Origin of the sequence: Blautia sp. MSK.18.38 (assembly GCF_024460535.1) — a bacterium.
In the GTDB taxonomy this organism is placed as follows: domain Bacteria; phylum Bacillota; class Clostridia; order Lachnospirales; family Lachnospiraceae; genus Blautia_A; species Blautia_A fusiformis.
The window spans coordinates 81,795-106,040 of the sequence record NZ_JANFYP010000013.1; the positions used below are offsets into that span (position 1 = coordinate 81,795).

Annotated in this window: 22 protein-coding genes and 1 tRNA gene; 2 read left to right on the forward strand and 21 right to left on the reverse strand. The window is 45.5% G+C overall.

Annotation, left to right across the window (positions count from 1 at the left end):
• Positions 1 to 3: 3 nt before the first annotated feature.
• Both NE638_RS09830 and NE638_RS09835 read right to left on the reverse strand, forming a co-directional pair.
• Positions 4 to 861 carry a PfkB family carbohydrate kinase gene (locus tag NE638_RS09830; protein WP_021651267.1) on the reverse strand — a complete coding sequence of 286 codons (858 nt, stop codon included), beginning with the start codon at positions 859 to 861 and terminating at the stop codon, positions 4 to 6.
• Between the two features lie 37 nt (positions 862 to 898).
• On the reverse strand, positions 899 to 1,867 hold the full coding sequence (locus NE638_RS09835; RefSeq protein ID WP_173746114.1) for an SIS domain-containing protein: 969 nt from the start codon (positions 1,865 to 1,867) through the stop codon (positions 899 to 901).
• A 292-nt stretch (positions 1,868 to 2,159) separates the two neighbouring features.
• Here NE638_RS09835 and NE638_RS09840 point away from each other — a divergent pair, with 292 nt between their 5' ends.
• Positions 2,160 to 2,882, forward strand: a complete 723-nt coding sequence (locus NE638_RS09840) for a GntR family transcriptional regulator (protein WP_173746115.1) — start codon at positions 2,160 to 2,162, stop codon at positions 2,880 to 2,882.
• A gap of 145 nt (positions 2,883 to 3,027) precedes the next feature.
• Here NE638_RS09840 and NE638_RS09845 read toward each other — a convergent pair whose 3' ends face one another.
• From NE638_RS09845 to NE638_RS09930, 18 genes are all read right to left on the reverse strand, one after another.
• Positions 3,028 to 4,023 (reverse strand): D-alanyl-D-alanine carboxypeptidase family protein, encoded by a 996-nt coding sequence (locus NE638_RS09845; protein WP_330603431.1) that lies wholly within the window; start codon positions 4,021 to 4,023, stop codon positions 3,028 to 3,030.
• 252 nt (positions 4,024 to 4,275) lie between these two features.
• Positions 4,276 to 4,971, reverse strand: a complete 696-nt coding sequence (rplA, locus tag NE638_RS09850; RefSeq protein ID WP_015525334.1) for a 50S ribosomal protein L1 — start codon at positions 4,969 to 4,971, stop codon at positions 4,276 to 4,278.
• Between the two features lie 95 nt (positions 4,972 to 5,066).
• The gene (rplK, locus tag NE638_RS09855; protein WP_015525333.1) at positions 5,067 to 5,492 is read right to left on the reverse strand and encodes a 50S ribosomal protein L11; all 426 of its coding nucleotides are present in this window, start codon (positions 5,490 to 5,492) and stop codon (positions 5,067 to 5,069) included.
• A gap of 68 nt (positions 5,493 to 5,560) precedes the next feature.
• A complete protein-coding gene (gene nusG, locus NE638_RS09860; protein ID WP_015525332.1) occupies positions 5,561 to 6,082 on the reverse strand; it encodes a transcription termination/antitermination protein NusG in 522 nt (173 codons plus the stop codon).
• Between the two features lie 15 nt (positions 6,083 to 6,097).
• The gene (gene secE / locus NE638_RS09865; protein ID WP_021651261.1) at positions 6,098 to 6,304 is read right to left on the reverse strand and encodes a preprotein translocase subunit SecE; all 207 of its coding nucleotides are present in this window, start codon (positions 6,302 to 6,304) and stop codon (positions 6,098 to 6,100) included.
• 25 nt (positions 6,305 to 6,329) lie between these two features.
• Positions 6,330 to 6,479, reverse strand: coding sequence for a 50S ribosomal protein L33 (rpmG, locus tag NE638_RS09870; RefSeq protein ID WP_044961412.1), 150 nt, complete (start codon positions 6,477 to 6,479; stop codon positions 6,330 to 6,332).
• 326 nt (positions 6,480 to 6,805) lie between these two features.
• Complete coding sequence (locus tag NE638_RS09875) at positions 6,806 to 7,543, reverse strand: SDR family NAD(P)-dependent oxidoreductase (protein WP_015525329.1); 738 nt, start codon at positions 7,541 to 7,543, stop codon at positions 6,806 to 6,808.
• A 1-nt stretch (position 7,544) separates the two neighbouring features.
• A complete protein-coding gene (locus NE638_RS09880) occupies positions 7,545 to 9,362 on the reverse strand; it encodes a thiamine pyrophosphate-binding protein (RefSeq protein WP_173746116.1) in 1,818 nt (605 codons plus the stop codon).
• Positions 9,355 to 10,509 carry a LicD family protein gene (locus NE638_RS09885; RefSeq protein ID WP_173746117.1) on the reverse strand — a complete coding sequence of 385 codons (1,155 nt, stop codon included), beginning with the start codon at positions 10,507 to 10,509 and terminating at the stop codon, positions 9,355 to 9,357. Before NE638_RS09885 ends, NE638_RS09880 begins: the two co-directional genes overlap by 8 nt.
• 31 nt (positions 10,510 to 10,540) lie before the next feature.
• The gene (locus NE638_RS09890) at positions 10,541 to 12,820 is read right to left on the reverse strand and encodes a LicD family protein (RefSeq protein ID WP_173746118.1); all 2,280 of its coding nucleotides are present in this window, start codon (positions 12,818 to 12,820) and stop codon (positions 10,541 to 10,543) included.
• 3 nt (positions 12,821 to 12,823) lie between these two features.
• Positions 12,824 to 14,125, reverse strand: a complete 1,302-nt coding sequence (locus NE638_RS09895) for an adenylyltransferase/cytidyltransferase family protein (RefSeq protein WP_015525326.1) — start codon at positions 14,123 to 14,125, stop codon at positions 12,824 to 12,826.
• 7 nt (positions 14,126 to 14,132) lie between these two features.
• On the reverse strand, positions 14,133 to 15,497 hold the full coding sequence (locus NE638_RS09900) for an acyltransferase family protein (protein WP_015525325.1): 1,365 nt from the start codon (positions 15,495 to 15,497) through the stop codon (positions 14,133 to 14,135).
• A 114-nt stretch (positions 15,498 to 15,611) separates the two neighbouring features.
• A complete protein-coding gene (locus NE638_RS09905; protein ID WP_044961410.1) occupies positions 15,612 to 16,355 on the reverse strand; it encodes a glycosyltransferase family 2 protein in 744 nt (247 codons plus the stop codon).
• Between the two features lie 82 nt (positions 16,356 to 16,437).
• Positions 16,438 to 17,814: a sugar transferase gene (locus NE638_RS09910; RefSeq protein WP_022427091.1), complete on the reverse strand. Its 1,377-nt coding sequence runs from the start codon at positions 17,812 to 17,814 to the stop codon at positions 16,438 to 16,440.
• Positions 17,815 to 18,026: 212 nt separating this feature from the next.
• Positions 18,027 to 19,388, reverse strand: coding sequence for an ABC transporter substrate-binding protein (locus NE638_RS09915; RefSeq protein ID WP_022427090.1), 1,362 nt, complete (start codon positions 19,386 to 19,388; stop codon positions 18,027 to 18,029).
• Positions 19,389 to 19,531: 143 nt separating this feature from the next.
• Positions 19,532 to 20,449: a carbohydrate ABC transporter permease gene (locus NE638_RS09920; protein WP_022427089.1), complete on the reverse strand. Its 918-nt coding sequence runs from the start codon at positions 20,447 to 20,449 to the stop codon at positions 19,532 to 19,534.
• Positions 20,449 to 21,312: a carbohydrate ABC transporter permease gene (locus NE638_RS09925; protein ID WP_015525321.1), complete on the reverse strand. Its 864-nt coding sequence runs from the start codon at positions 21,310 to 21,312 to the stop codon at positions 20,449 to 20,451. Before NE638_RS09925 ends, NE638_RS09920 begins: the two co-directional genes overlap by 1 nt.
• Positions 21,313 to 21,391: 79 nt before the next feature.
• On the reverse strand, positions 21,392 to 22,528 hold the full coding sequence (locus NE638_RS09930; protein WP_173746119.1) for an ABC transporter ATP-binding protein: 1,137 nt from the start codon (positions 22,526 to 22,528) through the stop codon (positions 21,392 to 21,394).
• Between the two features lie 648 nt (positions 22,529 to 23,176).
• Here NE638_RS09930 and NE638_RS09935 point away from each other — a divergent pair.
• Positions 23,177 to 23,770 carry a 50S ribosomal protein L25 gene (locus NE638_RS09935; RefSeq protein WP_173746120.1) on the forward strand — a complete coding sequence of 198 codons (594 nt, stop codon included), beginning with the start codon at positions 23,177 to 23,179 and terminating at the stop codon, positions 23,768 to 23,770.
• Between the two features lie 233 nt (positions 23,771 to 24,003).
• Here the strand turns inward: NE638_RS09935 and NE638_RS09940 are convergent.
• Positions 24,004 to 24,074, reverse strand: a tRNA-Trp gene (locus tag NE638_RS09940).
• Positions 24,075 to 24,246: the final 172 nt, after the last annotated feature.

Sequence of the window (24,246 nt, forward strand, 5' to 3'; positions counted from 1 at the left end):
CTGCTATTCATATTTTTTTCCGTAGCCAAAAGCACCTTCCATGCCACAGATGCACGCTGCAAAAGCAGCTGCCTCTTCAAGACTTTCACAGATCGCGGTTTCCTCCGCCATGCCGTTTTTCCTTCTTCCGATATACCCGGTAAGGAAAGATGCGATCAGTGAATCCCCGGCGCCAAGAGTATCTTTTACTTCCGTAAGCGGCGCTGCCGGCTGTCGGTAAAAATTCCTTCCGTCATAAAGAATGCAGCCCCTGGCTCCTCTGGAGGCCATGGCAAGCTTCGGCCCCATGGAGATGATCTTTTTCAGATGCTCTTCTGCCTCCTGGTCGGTTCCGTCAAAGGAGCAAAATGCGTAAGTAACCTCCGGTGCTGTTTTTTCATAATATTCCTCTGTGGAATCATCAGAAAAGTCAAAAGAAACCGGAATTCCCGCCTCTTTGATCTTATGCAGCTCTTCCTCCGTAAAAGAGTAATTTCCGCTATGTACCACATCAAAGCCTTTCATATATTCCAGATCAAAACGATCAAGGATATACGGTGTTTTTCCACGGATACCACCATCATTAAAATCCAGGAACTCACGGTCTCCGTCTTTTAATGTGATCCTGGAATAACCGTTCTCGCCATGCAGCTGTCTGCACTTTACGGTTTCCACGCCGATTTTTTCCAGTGTATCCATGATCAGTTCTGCTCTGTCGTCATCTCCGAAATATCCCATATACGCTGTTTTTTCACATCCGGCCATCTTTCCGTAAACACTGACGTTTACGCAGTTTCCGCCTGGATACATGGTTTTCAGATGATCATAGATATCCACTACATTGTCTCCGAAGCCAAGAAGCTTTGTACTGTATTTACTCATATTTTCCCTTTCTCTGTGCACAGGCACAGCAGCACCTTTAGTACTCTACAACGCCCATATATCTTCTCATATCCAGCGGATGACGGCGTTTATCCTGGAGAGCGGTACGGTAAACGGTTGTCATGGTATAGAACAGCATCGGAGTAAAATATTCCACACAGCTGTCATCAATTGCTTCCATACCAAGCTTATCCGCATCGATCACTTCGTATTTCTTTCCGTATTTTTCAAGGAAAGTCAGCACACGCGCATCCATCATACGGTTTCTGCCCCGGCTCATCATAAGGATATAAAGATGATCCTCATCCGTTACCTCAAACGGTCCGTGGAAATATTCCGCACTGTTCAGATAACCGCAGTCCATCCACTGCATTTCCTGAAGTGAGCAGATCGCAAAGCCATATGCCTGAGAATAGGAGGCTCCCGATGCCATGATATAGAGGTTCGGTTCCTCTGAATATTTTTCTGCAAAAAGCCATGCTGCATTCTGCTGATCCTTCACTGCAGCTGCAATAACATCATCGATCTTTTCAAAGCCTTCCACGATCTTATCGTAAAGCTTATATCCCGGCTCCTGTACCTTCATCAGCTCATTAAGAATACGAAGTACGATTCCCTGAGGCTTCTCTGCTTCCTTTACCCCCGGTGCCCAGTCGTATACAACGGAGATCCATTTATCGGTATCACATGGGGAACCTGGCGCATGTGTCATTGTAACAACAGCCGCACCTGCATCCATTCCTGTTTTTGCTGCCTCCAGACACTCCTTTGTCTTGCCACTGTGGGAGCAGATGATCAGAAGACTGTCTTTTCCCAGCTTCTTCGGCGGTGTCAGTGCAAACTCTCTTGCAGGGATCCACTGTGCATCCATCACTGTGGATTCCGCACGGACAAAATAATATCCCGGATACAGATCCACAAGAGATCCTCCGCATGCAAGAAAATACACATTTTTGATTGTTCCATGCTCTTTGTTGATCTTATTTACGATTTTTACTGCGTCCATTTTCATCCTCCGGTTTTCGTGGAAATTCGTCTGGTAATCCTCTGAATCCATTGAAAATACAGGTTTTTTTCGGATTTTCAGATGAATTTCTCCTTCTTGTACTTTTGCATTTTACCTTTTTGAAGAATATAACATATTATAACGTTATAGTAAAGAGTATATTCATGATTTATGATTAATTATTCATCCAATATACCTTCTGACGCACTGCAGAGGTTTGTCACTTACTGGACAAATACATCCGCACTATAGTAAAATATCTTTTATGAACAACCTCAGAAAGGATATTTTCATGTTAAATAAAAATTCGATCCAGCCGCTTTACAAGCAGCTTATGGATATCATCACCCAGCAGATCAAAAACGGTACTTATAAGCCCGGAGAAAAAATCCCTCCTGAGCCGGAGCTTGCCAATCTTTACCATGTCAGCCGGATCACTGTCCGACGTACCGTGGAGGAGCTTTGCACACAGGGCTATCTTATCAAGCATCAGGGAAAAGGAACCTTTGTAAAATCCCCCATGATCTTCCGGAAATTTGAATCCCAGAAAAATATGAGCTTTTCCGAATCCTGCCGTCAGAATGACCGGATTCCGGAATCTCACGTACTGTCCTTCTGCAAAAAACCTGCAAACAGCGTAACCTCTGATTTTCTGCAGCTTACTTCGGATGAGGAAGTTTTTTTCCTGGAACGTCTTCTTCTGGCTGACAGTATTCCGGTTATTGATGTCCACACCTGGCTCCCCACATGGCTTTTCCCGGATTTTGATCCGAACGCTGTAGAAAACGGTTCTTTTTTTGAATATATCAAAAACACCTACCGCTGTACGATCGCAGAATCCAGCCGCAGCACCATTTCTGTTACTGCAGCCTCCCCGGATATGGCAAAAACTTTGCGTCTGTCTTCCGGCGATCCCGTGCTGATCCTGGATTCCTATATGGAAGCTCCTAATGGAAAACCGCTTTACATCAGCCGTGAATACATTGCAGGTTCCCGCTATACGATTTCATTTTGAAGAATCAAAAAACGGCACAGAAGCGTTATGCTGCCAATACAGCAGCATACACCTCTGTGCCAGTGTTTATTTATCCAAAAACATTACTGTTCACTCCGTTCTCTGCAACACGCTTCGCGATACACAAAATTTATCCTTTATCTTTTCAAGACTCCGATCCATCACTGCCTGTCATCTGTGCCTCAATAGCTTTTCCAAGGCGGTTATAGATCGTCACCGCATCCTCCACATGGAGCGGGCTTCCGGTATTTCCCGATGCGCCTGCCGTTACCAGTATGTATTCCCTGTCGTAGATCTCTGCAAAGCTTGCAAGACACAGACCCGCCTCGCTGGTATATCCTGTCTTGCCGCCCAGGATCTTGCCGCCGGTAACGGAAGGGTCAGAAAGATTTTTGAACATGGTACTGTAATATGTGATCCCGCTGGGATGGATATTCGTCACTCCTGTGGAATGCCGCGGACTCTCAATGATCTCTCTGAACGTATCGTTCCGAAGCGCATACCTGAGCAGCACCGCAATATCTCTCACTGTACTGTAATGATCTGGATCATGAAGCCCTGTCGTATCACAGAAATGTGTACCATTCATTCCAATCCTCTGTGCCTTCTTATTCATCAGCTCCACAAATCCATCCCTGGAACCGCCTACGGTATCCGCCAGTGCGATACAACACTCCGCACCGGATGGCAGCATGGCACCATAAAGAAGGTCGATGGCCCGCACGGCTTCACCGGGCTGAAAGCCTGCCTGGGTGGCATCCTGCTCATAAAGCCCCTGGAACATTTCCTGGGTCAGAGTGATCTCCTGATCCAGATCATCCAGGTTCTCAATAGCCACGATCACCGTCATGATCTTCGTCATGGAAGCCGGATAGATCTTCTCATCGCCCTTCATATTTCCGATGATCTTTCCGCCTTTTACCTGCATCAGCACTGCATAGGGACTGTTGATACCGCTCATCTCAAGCTTACGGACAACCGGTCTCTGCAGAGACTCCATCCAGTCACCTACCCCTTTATTCCAGCCGATGATCACTACAAGTGTCAGGATCACGATAGCCTCTACCACCAGGCAGAGTATCATTTTTATTTTGTTTACCTGTTTTTTTATTTTCTTCGCTTTACGCTTTTTTGATCTCAATTTATACTCCCTGTTCAGACAAATTCGTCTATAAGTTTTACTTACAGAAACGTTTTCCCCATCTTTTTTATATTAACATGATTATTATTTTCTTCTGTAAAATCTATATGAAAAAGCTCTGATGAGCTTTCAGTCTGTTACAACTCTGTTTGTGCCTTATTGTAGGATTTTTGCCCCCAAAAATCAAGGTGTATAAATGTATAAAAAAATACCCCATACAAAGTTTCCTCTGTACAGGGTATTTAAAATTTATTACTGAGCTAATTTAATCGGGTTAAGCTTAACACCAGGTCCCATTGTCGGAGCGATTGTAACGCTCTTCAGATACTGACCTTTCAGTGTGCTAGGTCTAGCCTTTGTGATAGCTCCCATAAGCGTCTGGAAGTTGTCGCTTAACTGCTCCTCGGTAAAGGAAGCCTTTCCGATCGGAACATGGATGATGTTGGATTTGTCAAGACGATACTCGATCTTACCTGCTTTAATGTCGTTAACAGCTTTTGTTACGTCCATTGTTACAGTACCAGCTTTCGGGTTTGGCATTAAACCTTTCGGTCCAAGTACACGACCAAGACGACCTACAACGCCCATCATATCCGGTGTTGCAACTACAACGTCAAAGTCAAGCCATCCCTCGTTCTGGATCTTCGGAATGAGGTCCTCAGCTCCTACGAAGTCTGCTCCTGCTGCCTTTGCCTCTTCTGCCTTAGCATCTTTAGCAAATACAAGTACACGAACTTTTTTACCTGTTCCGTGTGGCAGAACAACTGCTCCACGGATCTGCTGATCTGCATGACGTCCATCGCAGCCTGTACGGATGTGAACTTCGATGGTCTCGTCGAACTTAGCTACAGCTGCTTTTTTAACAAGGCTGATAGCCTCTGGTGCATCATATAATGTTGCGCGGTCTACTGCTTTCGCAGCTTCCACATATTTCTTTCCTCGTTTCATTTCTATAACCTCCTGTGGTATTTGCGGGGAAAAGCCCTCCCACTTGAAAATTTCACTTTTTCTACGGGAACCCCGAACTTAAGCTTCGGTATTTATTAGTCTACGACTTCGATTCCCATACTTCTTGCTGTACCGGCGATCATGCTCATAGCAGCCTCGATGGATGCTGCATTGAGGTCTTTCATCTTCAGCTCAGCGATCTCCTGAACCTGTGCCTTAGTAACTTTAGCTACTTTAGTCTTGTTCGGTGTACCGGAACCAGATTTGATGTTTGCAGCTTTCTTAAGAAGAACTGCTGCCGGCGGAGTCTTGGTTATGAAGCTGAAACTTCTGTCAGCGTAAACAGTGATGACAACCGGGATGATAAGGTCTCCCTGATCAGCTGTTCTTGCGTTGAACTCCTTAGTAAACTGTACGATGTTTACACCGTGCTGTCCAAGAGCCGGACCTACAGGTGGTGCTGGAGTTGCTTTACCAGCCGGAATCTGTAATTTGATATATCCTGTTACTTTCTTTGCCATTTTCGGCACCTCCTATGTGGTATTGGCGGGGGTGTGTCCCTCCCACTTGCTGTTACCTTGTTTTTGAATTACTCAGCTTTTTTGATTTCTGTGAAACTTATTTCTACCGGTGTTTCACGACCGAAAAGCTCAACATTGATCGTTACCGTCTGTTTCTGCATGTTGATACCTGTGATCACACCTGCGGTATCTTTCCATGCACCACCGGTAACGACTACCATGTCGCCCTCTGCGAAGTCCACTTCGATATCCGGTTTCTGGATACCAAGCGGCATCATTTCCTCTTCTGTAAGAGGCACAGGCTTTGATCCCGGTCCTACGAATCCTGTAACACCGCGGGTATTACGGACAACGTACCAGGTATCGTCATTCATCACCATATTGAGAAGCACATAGCCTGGAAACATCTTTTTCTGAACCTGTCTTGAGGTTCCGTTCTTCATCTCCACTACATCCTGCAGCGGAACACGTACCTCTAGGATCTGGTCTTCCAGGTGTCTGTTCTCGATCGTCTTTTCAATGTTGGCTTTTACCTTGTTCTCATACCCGGAATAGGTATGGACAACGTACCATTTTGCTGCTTCTGACATATAATCACCTTGTCCTTACTTCATTAAGAAATTAATGCATTCCAGAATTCCGGAATCCATTACACTGATAACCACTGCCAGGATGATCGTGATGATCACGACCACAACAGTCTGCTTTGCCAGTGTGGGACGGTCTGTCCAGACAATCTTCTCAAATTCTGACTGAAGTCCCTGAAACCAACTTTTCTTCTGCGGCTTATCCTCAGATTTCTGTTTTTCCATAGCATAACCTCACAAATCTCTGTGATTACTTTGTTTCCTTGTGCAGAGTGTGTGTATGACAGAACTTACAATATTTCTTGGTCTCCATTCTCTCAGGATGGTTCTTTTTCTCCTTCGTCATATTGTAGTTACGCTGCTTGCACTCGGTGCATGCTAATGTAATCTTAACGCGCACAACTTCCACCTCCAGTGTTTTCATTTGCATGGTCTTCTATGCCGCCCGGAACGTATATCCGTCGTCATTTTCGGGCATAAAAAAAAGACCTAACTTCCATGTCGCTCGTCAATTTTATCACAGAGCAGGTGTGCAAGTCAAGCCTTTTTCGCTTAAATATAAAGAATTTCACAGGTTCCGTACGGACGTCTCAAGTGCGCAAACCCGATTCTGCTTCGCTGCATTTCGTTTTCGGGACGTCGCCCCTGTACAGAAAGTAATAAGAAGACCCTTATGTGCAGGCACAACATGTCTTCTTCTGTCTTCCTGCACACTTTCAACTTCTATTAAAAGTAGTCATAACCACCGTGGATATCCACCACACTGCCGTTCATATATCCGTTAGACAGCACTGCATAAGCCATATCCGCCACTTCCTCCACAGTTCCAAACCTGTGGAGTGCGATCTTCCGGTTGATACGGTCGTAGCTCTCCTGGGTGCGGGCGCTGTGCCACGGAGTTTCGATGAAGCCAGGTGCAATAGCGTTGACTGTGATGCCCTTTGGCTCAAATTCCTTTACCAGGGATCTTGTCAGGAAATGGATGGCTGCCTTGGTGACTCCATATACAAGGGAGGAAGAATACGCCTGCTGTCCTGCATAAGAACCGGTAAAGAGCACACTGCCGCCCTCTACCATCATGGATCTCAGCTCTTTGACCATAAATACAGGTACGGAAAGATTGGTATTTACGATCCGTGTCCACTCCTCAAAGCTGTAGTCTTCATATTTTGCGTAGGTACTGATGCCGGCATTGCTTACAAGCCAGTCAATATGGTCTGTCTGCTTTTTCAGCTCCTCCACAAAAACCATCATCTCTTCATAGGAAGACATATCTGCCTTTATCAAAGTCACCTGAGATCTTTTTTCCTCAGGAAGGCTCTCCTGAAACGACAGTGCCTTCTTCTCATCATGTCCATATGTTACGAAGATCCTGTCAGTTTTTGCTGACTCTGCCAGGATCTTTTCGGCGATCCCTCTTCCGATTCCGGAGGTACCGCCTGTGATCACAGTTATTTTTCCCATTTTACAGCTCCATCAGTTCATCAAATATCGGTTTCGGTATATAAGGCTGCTGATTGTGGATCGGCTCGCCCAGACAGGTCTTCGGGTATGCGTAGGTTCCATGCTCCAGCATGATCTCCAGAAGCTCCGGCCCGTTCTGCTCCAGGAATCCACCGGCATATTTTTCCACGTCTTCTCCCTGGATGCGCTTTGCAGGAATTCCGTAAGCCTGCGCCACATCTGTAAAATCGCAGGATGAGAATCCGCTGCCATCGGAGGTATCCGCATATACACAGTCAAAATAATCTCTCTGAAGATGACGGATCATTCCCAGCGCCTCATTATTCATTACGATCATCTTCACCGGGATATTCTCGCGCTTCACCCACTGCAGCTCCTGGATATTCATCTGGAAGGCTCCGTCTCCACAGATACATGCCACCGGCTTGCCGGTAGCATAATAAGCTCCGATAGCCGCCGGAAGTGCATATCCCATAGCACCATGTCCGCCGGAAAAAAGTGTCTTCTGCCCCTGCTGATTGTGGAAGGACTGATAGCTCCAGACCATATGCTGTCCCACATCCACAGCAACCGCTCCGGTATCGGAAAGCTGATCACTCAAGTATGCGATCATGCGGTTCGGATAACGCTGCGGTGTCTCATCGTCCACTTTCCAGAGTTCCTTACGGATCTTCTGGCAGACAGCAAGCCATTCCTCATAGGAACCGATCTGTGCCTGCTGCTCTGTCAGCTTACGCACCACAGTCTCTGCGCTGACGCAAAAGCATTTCTCACCTTCTCTTCCCTCATGGATCTCTCTTTGAAGATTATAAGGATCAATATCCACACGGATGATTTCGGCATTCTTCGCAAACTCATGAACCTTAGTACCAATCTGACGGGTACACAGGGAAATTCCAAAACAGAGCAGAAGGTCGCTTTTTGCATTGGCGATCATATTTGCATACCGGTGTCCGTAGGCACCTCCGATGCACCCGAAGTTCAAAGGATCATCAAAGCTCAGTGCGGACCGGGCAAGTACGCTTGTGATCACCGGAATGTGATGGGTACGCGCCAGATCTGTGAGCATTTTTTCTGCTTCTCCGGAAGCTCCGTGACCGATCATAAATACCGGCCGTTTTGCAGTCCTGATCTTATTCAGAATATATTCTGCCGCCTCTGCTCCATCAGAAGAATCCGCCTTTGCAACTGCATCCCTGTAAAAGGCTGCCCCGTTTTCCGGATCATTTTTTCCATATACAGCTGTCTCGATCTCTTCCTCGGAAAATTCCATATCATAAACCGGATCTTCCACCTCGCCTCTCTGCACGTTCATGGGAAGATCGATAAGAACCGGTCCCTTTCGACCTGTATTGGCGATCTGCCATGCAAGATTCAGTTCACGAACGATATTTTTCGGATCACGGACCTGCACCGCGTACTTAGTTACCGGCTTTGCCATGGAAACCATATCGATCTCCTGAAAGCCCTGCTGACGAAGGCCTGTAATACCGGAATATTCATAGGTATTCAGCTGTCCGGTGATAAAGATCACCGGAAGAGAATCGAAATACGCATCTGCCACACCGGAAAGCAGATTGGCAGCTCCCGGACCACTGGTGGCATAGGCACAGCCGCAGGCATTCTTTGCCTGAGCATAACCACAGGCGGCAAAAGCAGCTCCCTGCTCATGATAGCTGGAATGACTTCTTACATGAGGATTCTTTTCAATGGAATCTACCAGATGTGCGATCATGGTTCCCTGGTATCCAAAGAAATCATGGATCCCTTTTTTCTGCAAAAATTCCACAACATAATCTGTAAGCTTGACCTTAGACATATTTTTTTACCTTCTCCATATACGAGATCCTTCCTGTTTTTTCCAGATACTTAAGATACAGGTCAAAAACCTCCAGATCTGTTTCAAATGCTTCTTCATATTTCAGACAGCGATCATTCATCCTGGTATATCCTGCAAATGCTTTTTCCAGTTCCACATAATCTTCATTTTTGAAGAGATTCCGGATATAGCTGAGCTTTTTGCGATAAGCCAGTGCACAGGTATATTTTTCCCCGCAGAATTTTGCATAATCCCAGCACTGTGCAAGATATTCCCGGTAATTCATTCCAAACTGCCTGCGCTTTTCCCTTTTCTTCCTGACAGAAGCAAATTTCTTCAGTTCCTTTGACTGCTGCAGAAATTCCTCGCATGGGATCAGTGTGCTGCACACCACCAGCGAGCCGGGAACATAGTTTTCCATTGACTTATTTCGATAATTTTTGCCGTAGGCCCGGGTGAGATAGCTGTCTGTGTTTCCCGGGACCATAAAGGATTCTCCTCCAAGCATTGCCTCCCCGGGATTTTCAAAAATATGCGCAGGAAAATAAAGATTCTGGTCAAAATATCGGAGTACATATGTTTTTGCGCCATCCTGCGGCTGCCGGAGCAGATCCCGGAATATGCTCTTTGCCAGCCAGCCTCGTCCGCAAAGGGAAAGGACTCGCACCATCCAGATACATCCCAGCTCACGCCGGTTCCGCCACTTGCCTTTTTTTCCGTAGATCCTCTTCCATCCCTCTTCGCGCATACGGTTCCAGAGATATTTTCCCTTTGGACCATATTCACACTGCAGCGGAAGGATATTGATCCCCAGTCCCGGATGTTTGTATTTTCCATACTCGTCCAGCTTATAAAACAATGTATCTTTATCTGTATAACGCAGAAAAAATCCGGGGAAACGGCTGTTATTCTCCATAGATTCCAGAGTTCTGCGCAGCTCTGGTTCTTCGTCAAAGATGTTTTTAAACCGGGCCATATCACCGGTCTTCATATAAATATCATTGCTTGCCGGATTCATGGGAAAAGGGCGCTCCGTTACCGCACAGAGGGTAAGATACGGAGAAAGATAATATGTGATCTTATTTTTTCTGCATATGGTATCTATTTCTTTTAGAAGTTCCAGTACTTTCTGCTGTTCTCTGTTCAATACACTCTGCCTCGTTTCTGTTGATCTGTCATTACAGGATCCGCTTCAGAAGCTCCTGAAGCTCCTCCTGACTTTTATACTTATCCAGCCAGCTGTTCAGAAATTCTGTCACGTCTGCCTTCTTTGCGAAAAATCCGGTACGCCGGCTTCCATCGTAAAGATCCTCCAGGAAGATCCTGGAAAGCTCATTTTTTATATAGGGATGCGGCTCATGATCCAATGCCAGGAAATAATTTTCGAAGGCTTCCCGGGTACGCCCCTGTTTCTTCCGGATATCTCCCAGAAGCTTGTATACCTCTCCCTGCCATTCCTTATGGACCAGAAAGCTGCGGATCTCCTCTGCCAGATATTCCATCTCGCCCTCTTCCTCACTGCACAGGATCCTGGTACGACCCTCTGCCAGTGCTTTGGGATAGCCGAATCTCTGCCATGCACAGGTAAGTGCCTCTTTGTACACTGGCTCCTCAAGGGTTCCCTCCCTTGGAGAATTACCGGTGATCCCCAGTTCTTTGCAAAGCTCTCTCACCAGCTCTTCCAGCTCCCCTTTTGTACGGACGGAATATACCTTCGCAAGATAAAGAGCGCCTCTGATCTCCTCATCCTCCGGCATCAGTCTGCTCCAAAATTCCATCAGAGAGAGTGCTTCTGATCTTCTCTGGCTTACAAGCAGATCCCGACAGTCTCGGATCGCCTGGGACTTCTGTTTTTTCAGGAATTTATCCAGTTCCAGCTGCACAATGCCGTTATTGGTGCATTCTCTGGCTTTCAGATACTCTGCCATTGCTTCGTTCCGGAGGCCCTTTTTCCAGAGAAGATCCCCCTTATATTTCATAAAATATCCATCCTGGGGAAATACTCTCAGGCAGTAAGACAGAAATTTCTCCGCTTCCGAAGCATTCTGCGGTCCTTCCAGGCGCTCCATCACAAACCGACATTTAAATTTCAGGAATCCCGGAGCATCCGGATATTTTCTGAGAAGATCATCCACGATCGCCTCTGCTTCCTGCATTTCTTTAAATTCATAGTGGCTGGCTGCTTTTCGGAAACGGCGGATATCCTCCACTGTCTGCTCCATTTCCGGAGTAAGATGATCCATTTTCTTGCGTACCTCGTACATACGGTATGCCTTGGAAACACGCTCCTGATAGATCAGTGTCAGCATGGCCGCCTGAAAAGCCTTATCCTCCAGCGGGATCAGGATCGGATGATAGAACGGACGGATCCCGTTAAAATCCTCACGCCCGATAAACTCCATGCTGAGCTGTACACGGTAATACTCCTCAAAGATCTCACCAAGCACATCATATCTTCTCTCTTTCAGCAGGGTCTCCGCTGTTTTTTCGGATCTCATCAGCCGGGCAGACACATCCCGGGCTACAACACCGGCTTTGATCCTTCTTCGTCTGTCATCCTGTTTATGGTCTCCCTTTGCCATAAGAAGGCAGTAGAATTTGCGGAAAAGCATCTGTCTGCGGATACGTTTTTTGTCGATCCTTGGCGTATATTCATCCCGCACCTCCTGATAGCTGGCGCCCGGAACATCAACAGACTCATGAGATTCTCTTTCCCCATGAGGCGGTATATAGGACCATTCGTCCCCGTAATGCCAGATCAGATAATCACTGGTCCTGTGAGGGATCATAACCTTTTCGCCCTCGAAGTCCATATATTTTACAGGGAACATCATATCCTTGTCAAAAAGAAACGGGCAGCCTCCCCATCGCATGGCATAGCGGCTGCACTCCTCTTCTTTATAAGAAAACATGATCTTCTCCAATTTCTTTAAGGTTCTGTCCTTTCCGCAGAAGGTATAGCGGAAAAGCCAGTACAGATACCGCCAGGGAGAAATTTCCCATCTGACTCCCACGACCATGCTGATATTCAGAAGTTCCGTATAGATCATCATATGGTCCCGGTATTTCTCATACTCACGGTCATCATCCGGAATGGGATCCAGAGTCAATACGTCAATGATCTCACCCGCCTTGTCGTCTCCTATGATCTGATGCTTGTGGATCGCACAGGTATCCGTACTTCCGTAGCGCGGAAAACCGTTGGTATAATTACGGTCCACTTCTGCACAATAAACCGCCCGGTTCGGCGGCATCTCGTTCTGACATATTTCTACAAATTTATCCCAGTCACTTTTGGGCATGTAAATGTCCACATCATCGTCCCATGGGATAAAGCCTTCATTTCGAAGAACACCGATCAGAGTACCTCCGGCCATTACATATCTAAGATCATGCTTTTTGCAGATCGCGTCAACCTCCCGGAAGAGCTGCAAAAGAAGCTTCTGTTTTTCTGTCATCTGTCAACCTCTTTGATTAATTATTTTCAAAAGCTCAGCCAGAGTTTCTGATTCTTCATAAAAAAATCTCGTACATTCTGTCCGTCTGTCACGGATCATGATGACCAGCTCCTGAAGCAGATAGCGAAGACCATTTCCCTCAAAATTAAAGCTGTAGCGTTTCAGGAATTCCTGACCTTCTATTTTGGCTTCAAAATATCCGGTATTCCACCAGTCACCGGGTACGGTGATACGCCCCCTGGTTCCGATGATCGCAAGCTCGTTTTCCACATCCACCGTTGTTCCGATCTCAATGGTCGCCAGTGCCCGGAGATACTTCATCGTGATCATATCATAAATAAAGCAGCCGTCACTGCTTTTCACCGCATTGCTCTTCACCTCCAGGTAATCCTTACCGAGAAGCTTGATGCATGCACACAGCGCCTGGCTGACTGTTTCGCTGAAATTTTTTCCGCCCTCAAAATCATCCTGAGAAATCGCGCATTTTACAGCTACCACATCTCCCACAAGCGCTCCATGTGTCAGCCAGACAAGCTGCGTAAACGCGCGCAGATAGACCATGGTAAGCTTCTCTACCAGAACAACCTGATGTGCCTTTGCCAGTGCAAACAGCTCTCTTATCTCTTCCGGTTCCAGAGCCATAGGCGTGTCACTGATCACATATTTATCACATTCCAGTGCCTTTCGGATATAATCTGCCCTGTTTTTCAGACCGGATCGGATATAAATGATATCCAATCCTTCCAGAAACTGCCCGTAATCTGTACCATAAGAGTCAAGTTCGTATCTGTCACAGAATTCTCTCGCAACAAAAACATCCTCGGAATACACACTTTCTACATGCAGTCCGCTGACATACTTGGACTCCATCACCATTTCGTTGTCCTCTGTATCATCCGTAACAATGCCCATGCTGTAGATCATACCCTCACTTCTGAGCTTGGTACTGGAAATATTTTTGGTACGTTCCAGATAAACGACCTCACAGTAATTCTTCAGATAATCAAATTTGCCACGCCAGTCCGAACCGACTACCAGAAGGTCGATATTGTATTTTGTAATGTCATTTAGCTTCTGCCCCTGATATTCCTCTACAATGATCTCATCCGCAAAACCAGTCTTGCGGACATTTTCGATACGCTTCAGAAGGCTGTCCTGTACATTCAGCTTGCCGCGTTCGATATCATAGCTTTCACTGGTGACACCCACAACAAGATAATCCCCCAGCTCCCTGGCTCTTTTCAGAATATTGTAATGTCCCTGGTGGAACAGATCAAAGGTACCGTAAGTAATGACTTTTTTCATTATTAATTTAATCCTGCGCTTTCTCTTCTTTATTTTTCAAAAGCACTTCCATTTCCCCCTGCGGTTCTGTGATCTTTAATATATCATCCAGGTCCTGGAGCTGCTCAAATTCCTGTGGAGCTCCGGCATCATCCATGCCTTCCTCCATCTCAAGATCCTCATCTACAAAGAAATCCTCGCCACGGATTTCTTCCGTCTCTTCTGTCTCATGTTCCAGTACAGCCGCCACATCGTCCTTCACCTTACGTGCATCCTCCTCGTCCAGAGTTGCCGCAAGCTCCTCAATGGCTTTCTTTCTTTTCAGTATGATCTCATAACGGTCATCTTCATCATATTCATCCTCAAGTCCTTCATCCTGCACCTGCCTCTCACGTTTGAACAGAATAAATGTAAGCAGGTTTAGTACCCCTCCGTAGAGGAAAGATACCGGCTTGCTTCCAAGGATCAGCACAAGCACCCAGGATACTCCGAAAAGCACCCAGACATTCAGCATCTGCGGGATGCTGAGAAGAAGCAGGCCGTTGAGTACGATCATGATCGGATAATGGAAAAAATAAATCCCCATGGTATTTCTTCCAACAAAGGTAACCGGCAGCTTCACATCCGGGATCAATGCCAGAAACGTCAGCACCAGCACAAAAGATACCAGATACATCAGAAGGCGAATCAGCATTCCTGTGATATCATCCATTCCCGATAACTGATACGTATGATTCCCACGGAAAATATCTACCGGGATCTCATTGGCGATCATAAAATTCGGAACTGCATACAAAAGCAGGGCTGAAACCAGGAGCAGGATCCATTTACCCTTGAATTTACGGACCACGTCTGTGTAATCACTCTTCCACAGATAGCCTGCCACAAAAAACGGAAAAAATACAACAATCCTGGAGCTTGAAAGATAGGTCGTAAATTCCGGTCTTGTTCCTGCCCACAATGCAAAAATAATGCTCAGAGGCACGATAAAACGTATCTTGCCAAGTGCTTCGATAGTCAGCCTGTAGATAAACAATGCCAGCACATACCACATAACTGTTCCGGACGGACGGAGCAGCTCATAATCCATGCTTCTGCCGGTCCAGATATAAGCATACCAGGTCAGACTGTATCCAAGAATATAAGGGATCAGCAGATTCTTCACATTCTTCAGTACATCCTGTGGCTTCTTGGAAAGATATCCAGATATAAAAATAAAAGCAGGCATGTGAAAAATGGTGATCCCATACCATACATAACGCACCACCATGTCCACCTTGACCAGCTGAAATGCGATCAGATGATTAAATACGACAAGAAAGATCAGTACTACTTTAATGTTATCGACCAGGTAAGAATACGGAACTCCCTGGCTATCCGTTCTCTGTTTCATTTGTTTCCACCTTGTAATATTTGATAAAAGTATGAATAAATAATAACATATATTTATGAATTTGGAAATAAAGAATTAATATATGTCAGAATTATTCACCTCTTCCAGAATTTTTCAACGGTATTTCCATATCCCGTGGAGCGCATAGGAAACAAAGAAAAACAGACTCTTCAGCGGACCATATCCCACATACCGATACACCTGATAAGTCATTGCCGCAGACTTCAGCTTATTTCTGGATTTTCCCCCTTCACTGAGCCGGTATTTCAGGTAAGGTCTGTTGATCCCTGCTGCAAATCCTCCCTTTCCCAATATCCGGAGCCAGGTAATGTAATCTTCATGGCTGTCATCATGCTCCATTGGAAACGCAAGTGCATCTTCTCTGCGTAGCAATACGGAAGAACAGTTGATGCTGTTATGCTTCAGAAGCTCCCTGTATGTGATCCGTTCCTTTACCGGAATATATTTGCCGGTAGTGCGCCCATCCGGCGTCATCAGTTCTCTTCCGGTGGAGCAGATCGCACAGCCGGTCTGTTCCATAACCTCTGTCTGGGCTTTCAGCTTGCCCTTTTCCCACCAGTCATCCGCATCCAAAAATGCGATATATTTTCCCCGGGCTTCCTTTACGCCCCGGTTTCTGGAACGGGCAGCACCCATATTCTGTTCATTTCGGATATAACGGATCTTTCCGCTGTCCATATATTTCATTACAGCAAGCTCTGTGCCGTCTGCAGAACAGTCATCAATGACCAGCACTTCTACCGGAACCTCCTGTCCCAGTGCTGATTCGATCGCTTTTCCAATATATCTTTCCCCGTTATATACGGGCATCACTACGGAAACCAACGGCTTTTCCATAAAAACAACCTCCGTCCTCTCTATCCACAAAATGCGCGTCAGGATGATCTGCCGCAGCCTGACACGCATTTCGTTTCGTTACTTATTTTTTGTCTTCGGAATCCTTAAGAGCGTTCTTCTGATTATCATCCACGCCCTCGGAAACTTCTTTCTGGAAAAAGATCTTTACAGTCATAAACAGAAGCTTGATATCCAGAAGGAATGAATAATTTTCAATATAAAACAGATCCAGCTTCAGCTTATCATACGGTGTGGTGTTATATTTGCCATATACCTGAGCATAACCGGTCAGTCCGGCTTTTACCTTAAGACGATAGTGGAATTCCGGGATTTCCTGCTCATATTCCTGCATGATCACATCTCGTTCCGGCCGTGGACCTACCAGAGACATATCACCCATAAACACGTTAAACAGCTGGGGAAGCTCATCCAGATGCAGGTTACGCAGAACATGTCCTACCGGTGTGATACGGGAATCGTGCTTGGACGCAAGACGTGCTCCGTTCTTCTCGGAATCCACACACATGCTTCGGAATTTCCGGATGCGGAATTCCTTTCCCTGATAGGTAAGACGATCCTGGAGATAAAATACCGGACCGCCGTCATAAGCCTTCACCGCAATGGCAATGATCAGCATGATGGGTGAGGATACGATGATCCCAAGTCCGGAAACAATGATATCCAGAACTCTCTTGGCTGCACGCTGCTCCATGGAAAGTCCCTGATTCCTGCACATCAGAAGCGGCGTATCAAACAGATGGATCCTGTCTGTTCCAAGCAGGATGATATCGGAAATCTTCGGGCTCATATAGCAACGGATGGAATGAGAAAAACAGTATTTCAGATACCTGTTTCGGATCTGGGACGGAAGATCCCAGATGATCACGCCTTCATAATCTTCCATCATGGCATGGATCTTCTCTTCGCCCTCACGGATATGAACCTTACCGCTGATATCGTATTTATCCTTTCGGGTGTTCATCTTGTGGATCACATCACCGGGATCACGGTCTCCGTAGATCACCAGCAGCCTTCTGGCTCCGTACAGTCTGGAGTAAATATACCTGGAGCCCCAGATCCACAGTACCGTCACAACAAGCTGGACTCCGGTCATTTCGATCACCGGTCTGGCCGACATAAACCATCTGTTGATCAGTGTGATCTGAAAATACGTCACAACATTGGTACAGATCGTTGCCAGCGTCAATGAATAAAATACATCGATACGCTTCAGATAGCCTACCTTCAGACCTCCGTAAAGCTTGGCAAACATTAGATAGATCAGCGCATAGATCAGGATCATTACCCAGTTACCTTTTCTCCAGAATGGCTTCAGGATCAGGTCACTGTAAAAATCATACCATACATAAGCAAAGATCGCTGCCTGTGCGATCACGATCAGACTTGCCAGACAAAATACCACAAATCTCTTATAATCTTCTCTTTTACTTCTATTCACAGATTTTTCTTCCTTCCTGAGGAGTAGATATTAACTTCATCATTATAGCCAATATATACTCTTACGTCCAGAGATTCCTCTGATTTTTCTCCTGATATTTTCCTGTCAGGATGTTTTTTTCCGTGACTATAGCAAAAATCCCCAGGAGCTTACCCGGGGATTTTTGGCTGTATATATTTATTTTTCTTTTTCAGTTTCCACGCCTTTTCGAATTATTCATTCACCAGGTTATACTCTTCGATGGATTTGTTGATGGAATCTGCCATGTTTTTCACAGCTGTATCCACATCCTCTTTTCCGTTGAGCATGCTCTCAATCTCGGATTCCACGGTAGCTCTTGCCTCCGGGAATACACTTAACAGAGCGCCTACATAGTCGGCGGAAGAATCATGGAGCTGGTCGATCGCTGTCTGGAACTGCGGATATTTTGCAACATTATCCTTAAATACCTGCTCTTCCTGAGACTTTACAGTTACAGGGAAATATCCGGTCTGTGCGTTCCAGTAAGCCTGAGACTCCGGAGAGATCAGGAATTTTACGAACTCCCATGTTGCACGAAGCTTTTTCGGATCATTGTTGTTCAGTGCCCAAAGAGATGCACCACCGATGGAAACACCGCCCTCGTCACTGGATTTGATCTTCGGGAAGTATGCAGTACCAACCTCAAATTTTCCGTTTACATCCTGAAGGATCTGTTTCAGGGAAGCTGTGGAGCCAAGAGTGATCGCAGATTTTCCTGCAGAAAAATCTGCCAGACCTGCATCGCCGCCCTTTCCTACGACAGGTGCGAAGCCCTTGTCATTAAGATCCTTCCATGCTGTAAGGATATTTTTTGCAGCATCATTCTCGTCAAAAGCAACAGCTGTAGCAGCCTCTTTACGTCCGTTTCCGTTGTTTGCATACTCAAGACCCTGCTTTCCGATAAACTGCTCGAAGAACCATCCGTAGATTCCAAGAGACATTACCTCGCCTGCGCCGCCTTTGTCCAGAAGATCCTGTCCGATCTCACCGATGCCCTCCAGGCTGTCCGGAATTTCTGTGATGCCTGCTTTATCAAACATGTCCTTGTTGTAATACATGATCGGTGTGGAAGAGTTGAATGGCATGGAGTACAGCTCATTGTCGATGGTGTAGTATGCAGCCAGGTTCGGCTCGATCTCAGATACATCGTAGCTGTCTGCATCGATCATCTGCTGCATAGGCACGATCCATCCGGAATCGATCATGAATCTTGTTCCGATCTCATATACCTGTACAAGATCCGCACCCATGTTTCCGATCTGTGCACTTTTCAGCTTGTTCAGGGAATCATCATATTCCCCCTGATACTGAGCATCTACCGTAATTCCGTATTCATTCTCATCGTTGAATTTTTTTACCAGTGTATCGATCGCCTCACCATTGACACCACCCATGGAATGCCAGAAGGTAATGGTAGTTCCATCTACATCGGAAGCATCTGCCATTTCCACTTTTTCATCTGTGCCGGCATCTGCGGCGAATACAGTTACTCCGGAAAGAGAACCGATAGTCATTGCTGTGGTAAGGAAAGCTGCGATGATTTTTTTCTTCATAACTTTTTTCTCCTCTTGAAAAATTTTCTCTTTTTTCATTTTTTTATATAAGATGAACTGCCCGTCTTACGACTTTGCAGTATCTTTTTGCAATATTTTCCCCCTTACAGCAGGATGCTGCAGGGTTGCTGCCTGCTCCGATATCAGCCCTTGACTGCACCCGAGAACATTCCTCTGATCAGCTGTTTCTGTCCAACGATAAAAATGGAAATGGACGGAATGATGATCATAACAACGCCTGCGATCATCAGGGTGATGGACTGTGAATCCACACTATCCAGCATACTGATACCGATCTGAACGGTTCGCATATTGTTGGAGCCTGTTACAAGCAGCGGCCACATGTACATATTCCATGCGTTGATAAAAGTATACACTGCCATAGCGCCAATAGCGGATTTTGTCAGCGGAAGCAGGATCCTTACGATAAATTTCAGATTGCTGCAGCCGTCAAGCTTTGCCGATTCATACAGTGAGATCGGGAAAGTCATGTAAAACTGGCGGAACAGGAAAATTCCCATTGCGGATGTAAGGTAAGGCACGATCAGTACCTGATAAGTATCCAGCATTCCCCAGCTTGATACCGTCAGGTAGTTGGAAATGATCGTTGCCTCTCCCGGAACCATCATGGTTGCCATCACAACCATGAAGAGAATACCTTTTCCTTTGAATTCCAGGAAAGAAAACGCAAAAGCAGCAAGAGAACAGGTAATGATCTGTCCGATGGTAATGCATCCCGCCATGATAAAGGAATTCAATATGAATCGGAGAAGTGGAACGGTGCGGAATGCATTGATAAAGTTGGAAAAGGTCGGATTCTTGGGAAAGAGATTCAACTCTGTAGTAAACAGTTCACTGGAAGGCATCAGTGCAATACTGATGGCATAAAGCAATGGAAGCAGGATCAGAACCGCAAACACAACATTTGCCGTAACACGGAGTGCTGTTCTTGTTCTTCTCTTTGCAAGAGCTTTTGCATTCATAGCTTTTTTCAGCTCCAGAAGCTCCTCTTTTGACATATTTCCCACTGCCGGGACTGCCATATTTTCCATCTGGCTCATCAGTAATTCACTCCCTTCTTCTCAATACGGAACATGATCAGTGTGATGATCATGATGATCACAAACAGGATAACCGACTGGGCTGCCGCACTTCCGAAGCGGTAGTTAAAAAACGCATCCCTGTAAATGGAATAAACAATAACATTGGTAGACTCATTAGGACCACCCTCTGTCAGGATCTTGATCTGTCCAAAGGACTGAAATGCCTGTATGATATTTACCACCAGTGTGTAAAACATGATCGGGGAAAGTCCCGGAAGCGTCAGGCTGAAAAACTGCTGCACACTGCTGGCTCCATCCACAGAAGCTCTCTCATAAATGGTCTCATCAATATTTCCGAGTCCTGCGGAAAAATACAGAAAATTGATCCCGCTGTTCAGCCACGCAGTAAGAATGGCTACGCAGATCAGAGCCGTGTTCGGATCGTTCAGCCAGTTGATATCCAGGCCGGTAAGCTTATTCACAATACCTACTGCCGGGTGGAGCATGATCTGGAAGATCATTGCTGCAGAGCTGGATGCAATAGCCATTGGCAGAGCATAGGATGTACTGAACACCCGGATTCCCGGAAACGCCTTGTTACAAAGCACTGCTGCGATCAGACCAAGAAGCATGCCGCCGACCACAACGATCAGCACAAAGATCAGCGTTACCTTCAGACTGTTGATAAAGGATGCTGACTGAAGCAGCTCTTTATAATTGCCCAGACCAACGTACAGCTTTGCCTGTCCCATCTTGTTGGTCTTGTAAAGACTTAAATAAATTGTTTTCACAAACGGATAAAACAGAAAAATTCCAAAAATAAGCATACACGGCACCAGATATAAGTACGGTGTGATCTTGCTTTTGCTGTTATTTTCCATAACTATTTCTCCTCCTTGCATAATCAGATTCTATTTACAGGCTGATCTGCCTGCACTCAAGCTTTTCCGTGACATAAATTCATGACACAAAAATATTTTCTTCTGTCTCCGGATCAAACACATGGGCCTTCTCCATATCAAAATACAGAGAAACCTTCTCCCCTACCTGTGTCTGATTTTCCGGACTTAAGCGGACTGCCAGGGTTTTGCCCTGCTCATCAAAATAGAGGATCACTTCCGCTCCCAGCATCTCGCGGTTTACTACAGGCTCATCTACATCTACGCTTTCATTTTCAATACCAAGCTTTTTCGCCTCGTCCAGCTCGTAGATATCCTCCGGACGGATTCCGAGGATCACGTGTCTGCCGTTATATCTGTCTGCGATCTGTTTTCCTCTGGTTCCGTCCAGATAAACCTTTTTCACAGTTTTGGCATCATCCAGAAGAAGGGCCGTGCGATTATTTTCTTCTGCTTTTACCGTACACCGGAAAAAGTTCATGGACGGAGAACCAAGGAAGCCTGCCACGAAAAGATTTACCGGATTGTCATAAATACTCTGCGGCGCTCCCACCTGCTGGATCAGACCATCCTTCATGACCATGATCTTAGTCCCAAGAGTCATGGCCTCTGTCTGGTCGTGCGTTACATAAATAATGGTGGTGTCCAGCTGTTTATGTAATTTCACAAGCTCCACACGCATCTGAGCACGGAGCTTTGCATCCAGGTTGGAAAGGGGCTCATCCATGAGAAAGGCTTTCGGCTTCCGGATAATTGCACTTCCAATGGCAACTCGCTGTTTCTGACCGCCGGAAAGAGCCGCCGGCCTCCGGTCAAGAAGCTGGTCGATCTCCAGGATCTTTGCCACCTCATGGACCTTTCTGTCGATCTCATCCTTCGGAAGCTTACGGATCTTCAGGGCGTATGCCATATTTCCATAAACTGTCATGTTCGGATATAAGGCATAGTTCTGGAACACCATGGACATTCCCCTCTCCTTCGGTTCCAGATAATTGGAAAGCTCACCGTCGATCCACAGCTCACCGTCTGTGATCTCCTCCAAGCCTGCGATGATACGCAAAGTGGTGGATTTTCCACATCCGGACGGACCTACAAAGATCACAAACTCTTTATCATGTATATCAAGATTAAAATCCTTCACACCGTAATGCTCCGAATCAAATTGCTTACATACATTTCTAAGTGCAATTTCTGACATTACTTATCTCCTTTCTCATCTCTCGCTCACATAGTTTGTAGTATAGTATTTTTCCGGCTGTTCAGATATCGTGATTGAGATAAAGCTTTGTGAATTGTATGTTAAATTGTTTCAGAAATTATATGCAATTCCGTTAAATTCTTTCTCCAGAGTAAAATACCCATCGCGTTATGTTGCCACCTTCTTTCGCCGTCATCTCTGTCCTGCATCATATCTTCCAATTTTTATTACATTGATCACAACAGCTCTCCCCAATATGTCGGCAATATGGATATTTCCCGTCTCCTCGCATATCTGAATCAAATAAAAATAGAATATTCATATTTAATACTTGCCTCTCTTCCAGATAAATGCCAACTTTCAGGCTTTTATGATCACTTGATTTGTGCAATTTTTTATGTTGTTTTAATTTTTTCTGTAAAATTTCAAATATATGCTTTGTTTTTGTCTAATTTTACCCTTGAAGTTTTGTATATAAGTTAAACAATACAAAATATTGTTCTTAAATTTTCTAACTTTTTGTTAGCCACCTCGTCCGAGAAGTGCTATAATAATCCCAGTCAGAAAAGAAATGCAGAATTCGTGTTACTGCGAACAGCGCGAACAGCAACATTACCGGAATCCATGCATCAGGAGGAGGAATTTGACATGATCACATTGAAAGCAGAGAAAAGAAACCCGAATGTAAAAGCTAAAAAATTAAGACGTGAGGGTTACGTCACAGGAATTCTTAGTGGAAAAGAAATGAAAGAGCCTGTAGCACTTCAGTTTAACGGTGCCGAGGCAGCCAAATTCATTAAAGCAAATAAAGAAGGTACACAGGTTTACCTGGACATCGAAGGCGAAAAAGTTGATGCCCTGGTAAAAAATATTGACTATAATCCAATTGAAAAACAGCTGATGGCTCTGGATTTCCAGGCACTGGTAGCCGGTGAGAAGGTTTCCACAACAGTCGCTGTCAAACTGGAGCACACCGACATGGTTCAGGGTATCGTTGAGCAGGAGATGGAAGAGATCCACTACAAAGCAGATCCGGCCAACCTTCTTGACACCATCGTCATCGACTTCAACGGCTATCCTGCAGACGTCCGTGATATCCATGTAAAAGACCTCCCGATCCCGGAAGGCAAACAGGTTCACTTCGTTACACCTGAGGATGCAGTTGTTGTTCATATCGGTGAGTATGAGGCAGCTCCGGAAGAGGATGAGGACGCTGAAGGCACTGAAGCTGAGGCGAAGTAATTTTTATAATTTTTCATATGAAATATTTCAGGGGATTGCCACCAGGCAATCCCCTGTTGTTATTCATTATTCCCATAAAAGCGAAATACGCAGGACTCTATGTGCCTCTGCACATTCCACTTTTATTACATTTACTGTTATCTCAAAGATACTTTTAATGATACCTTTAGAAATTTACAAATAAAAAACGCCAAAAAGTCTTGATTTATAAGACTTTTCAGCGTTCCCACTAGCAGGGGATGAGAGAATCGAACTCCCACCAAAGGTTTTGGAGACCCCTATCATACCATTTGACCAATCCCCTATATACAAGAAAAAGTGGCTGTTGGCCACAAATTCTTTTACATTGTACTCTCAAAACTACATACATGCTTGTTGATGGTCAATCAAACTTTTTGAATCAATTCTTAACCTGCGTTTCTTGGTCAAGCCCTCACCCGATTAGTAACAGTCAGCTCCATGTGTTACCACACTTC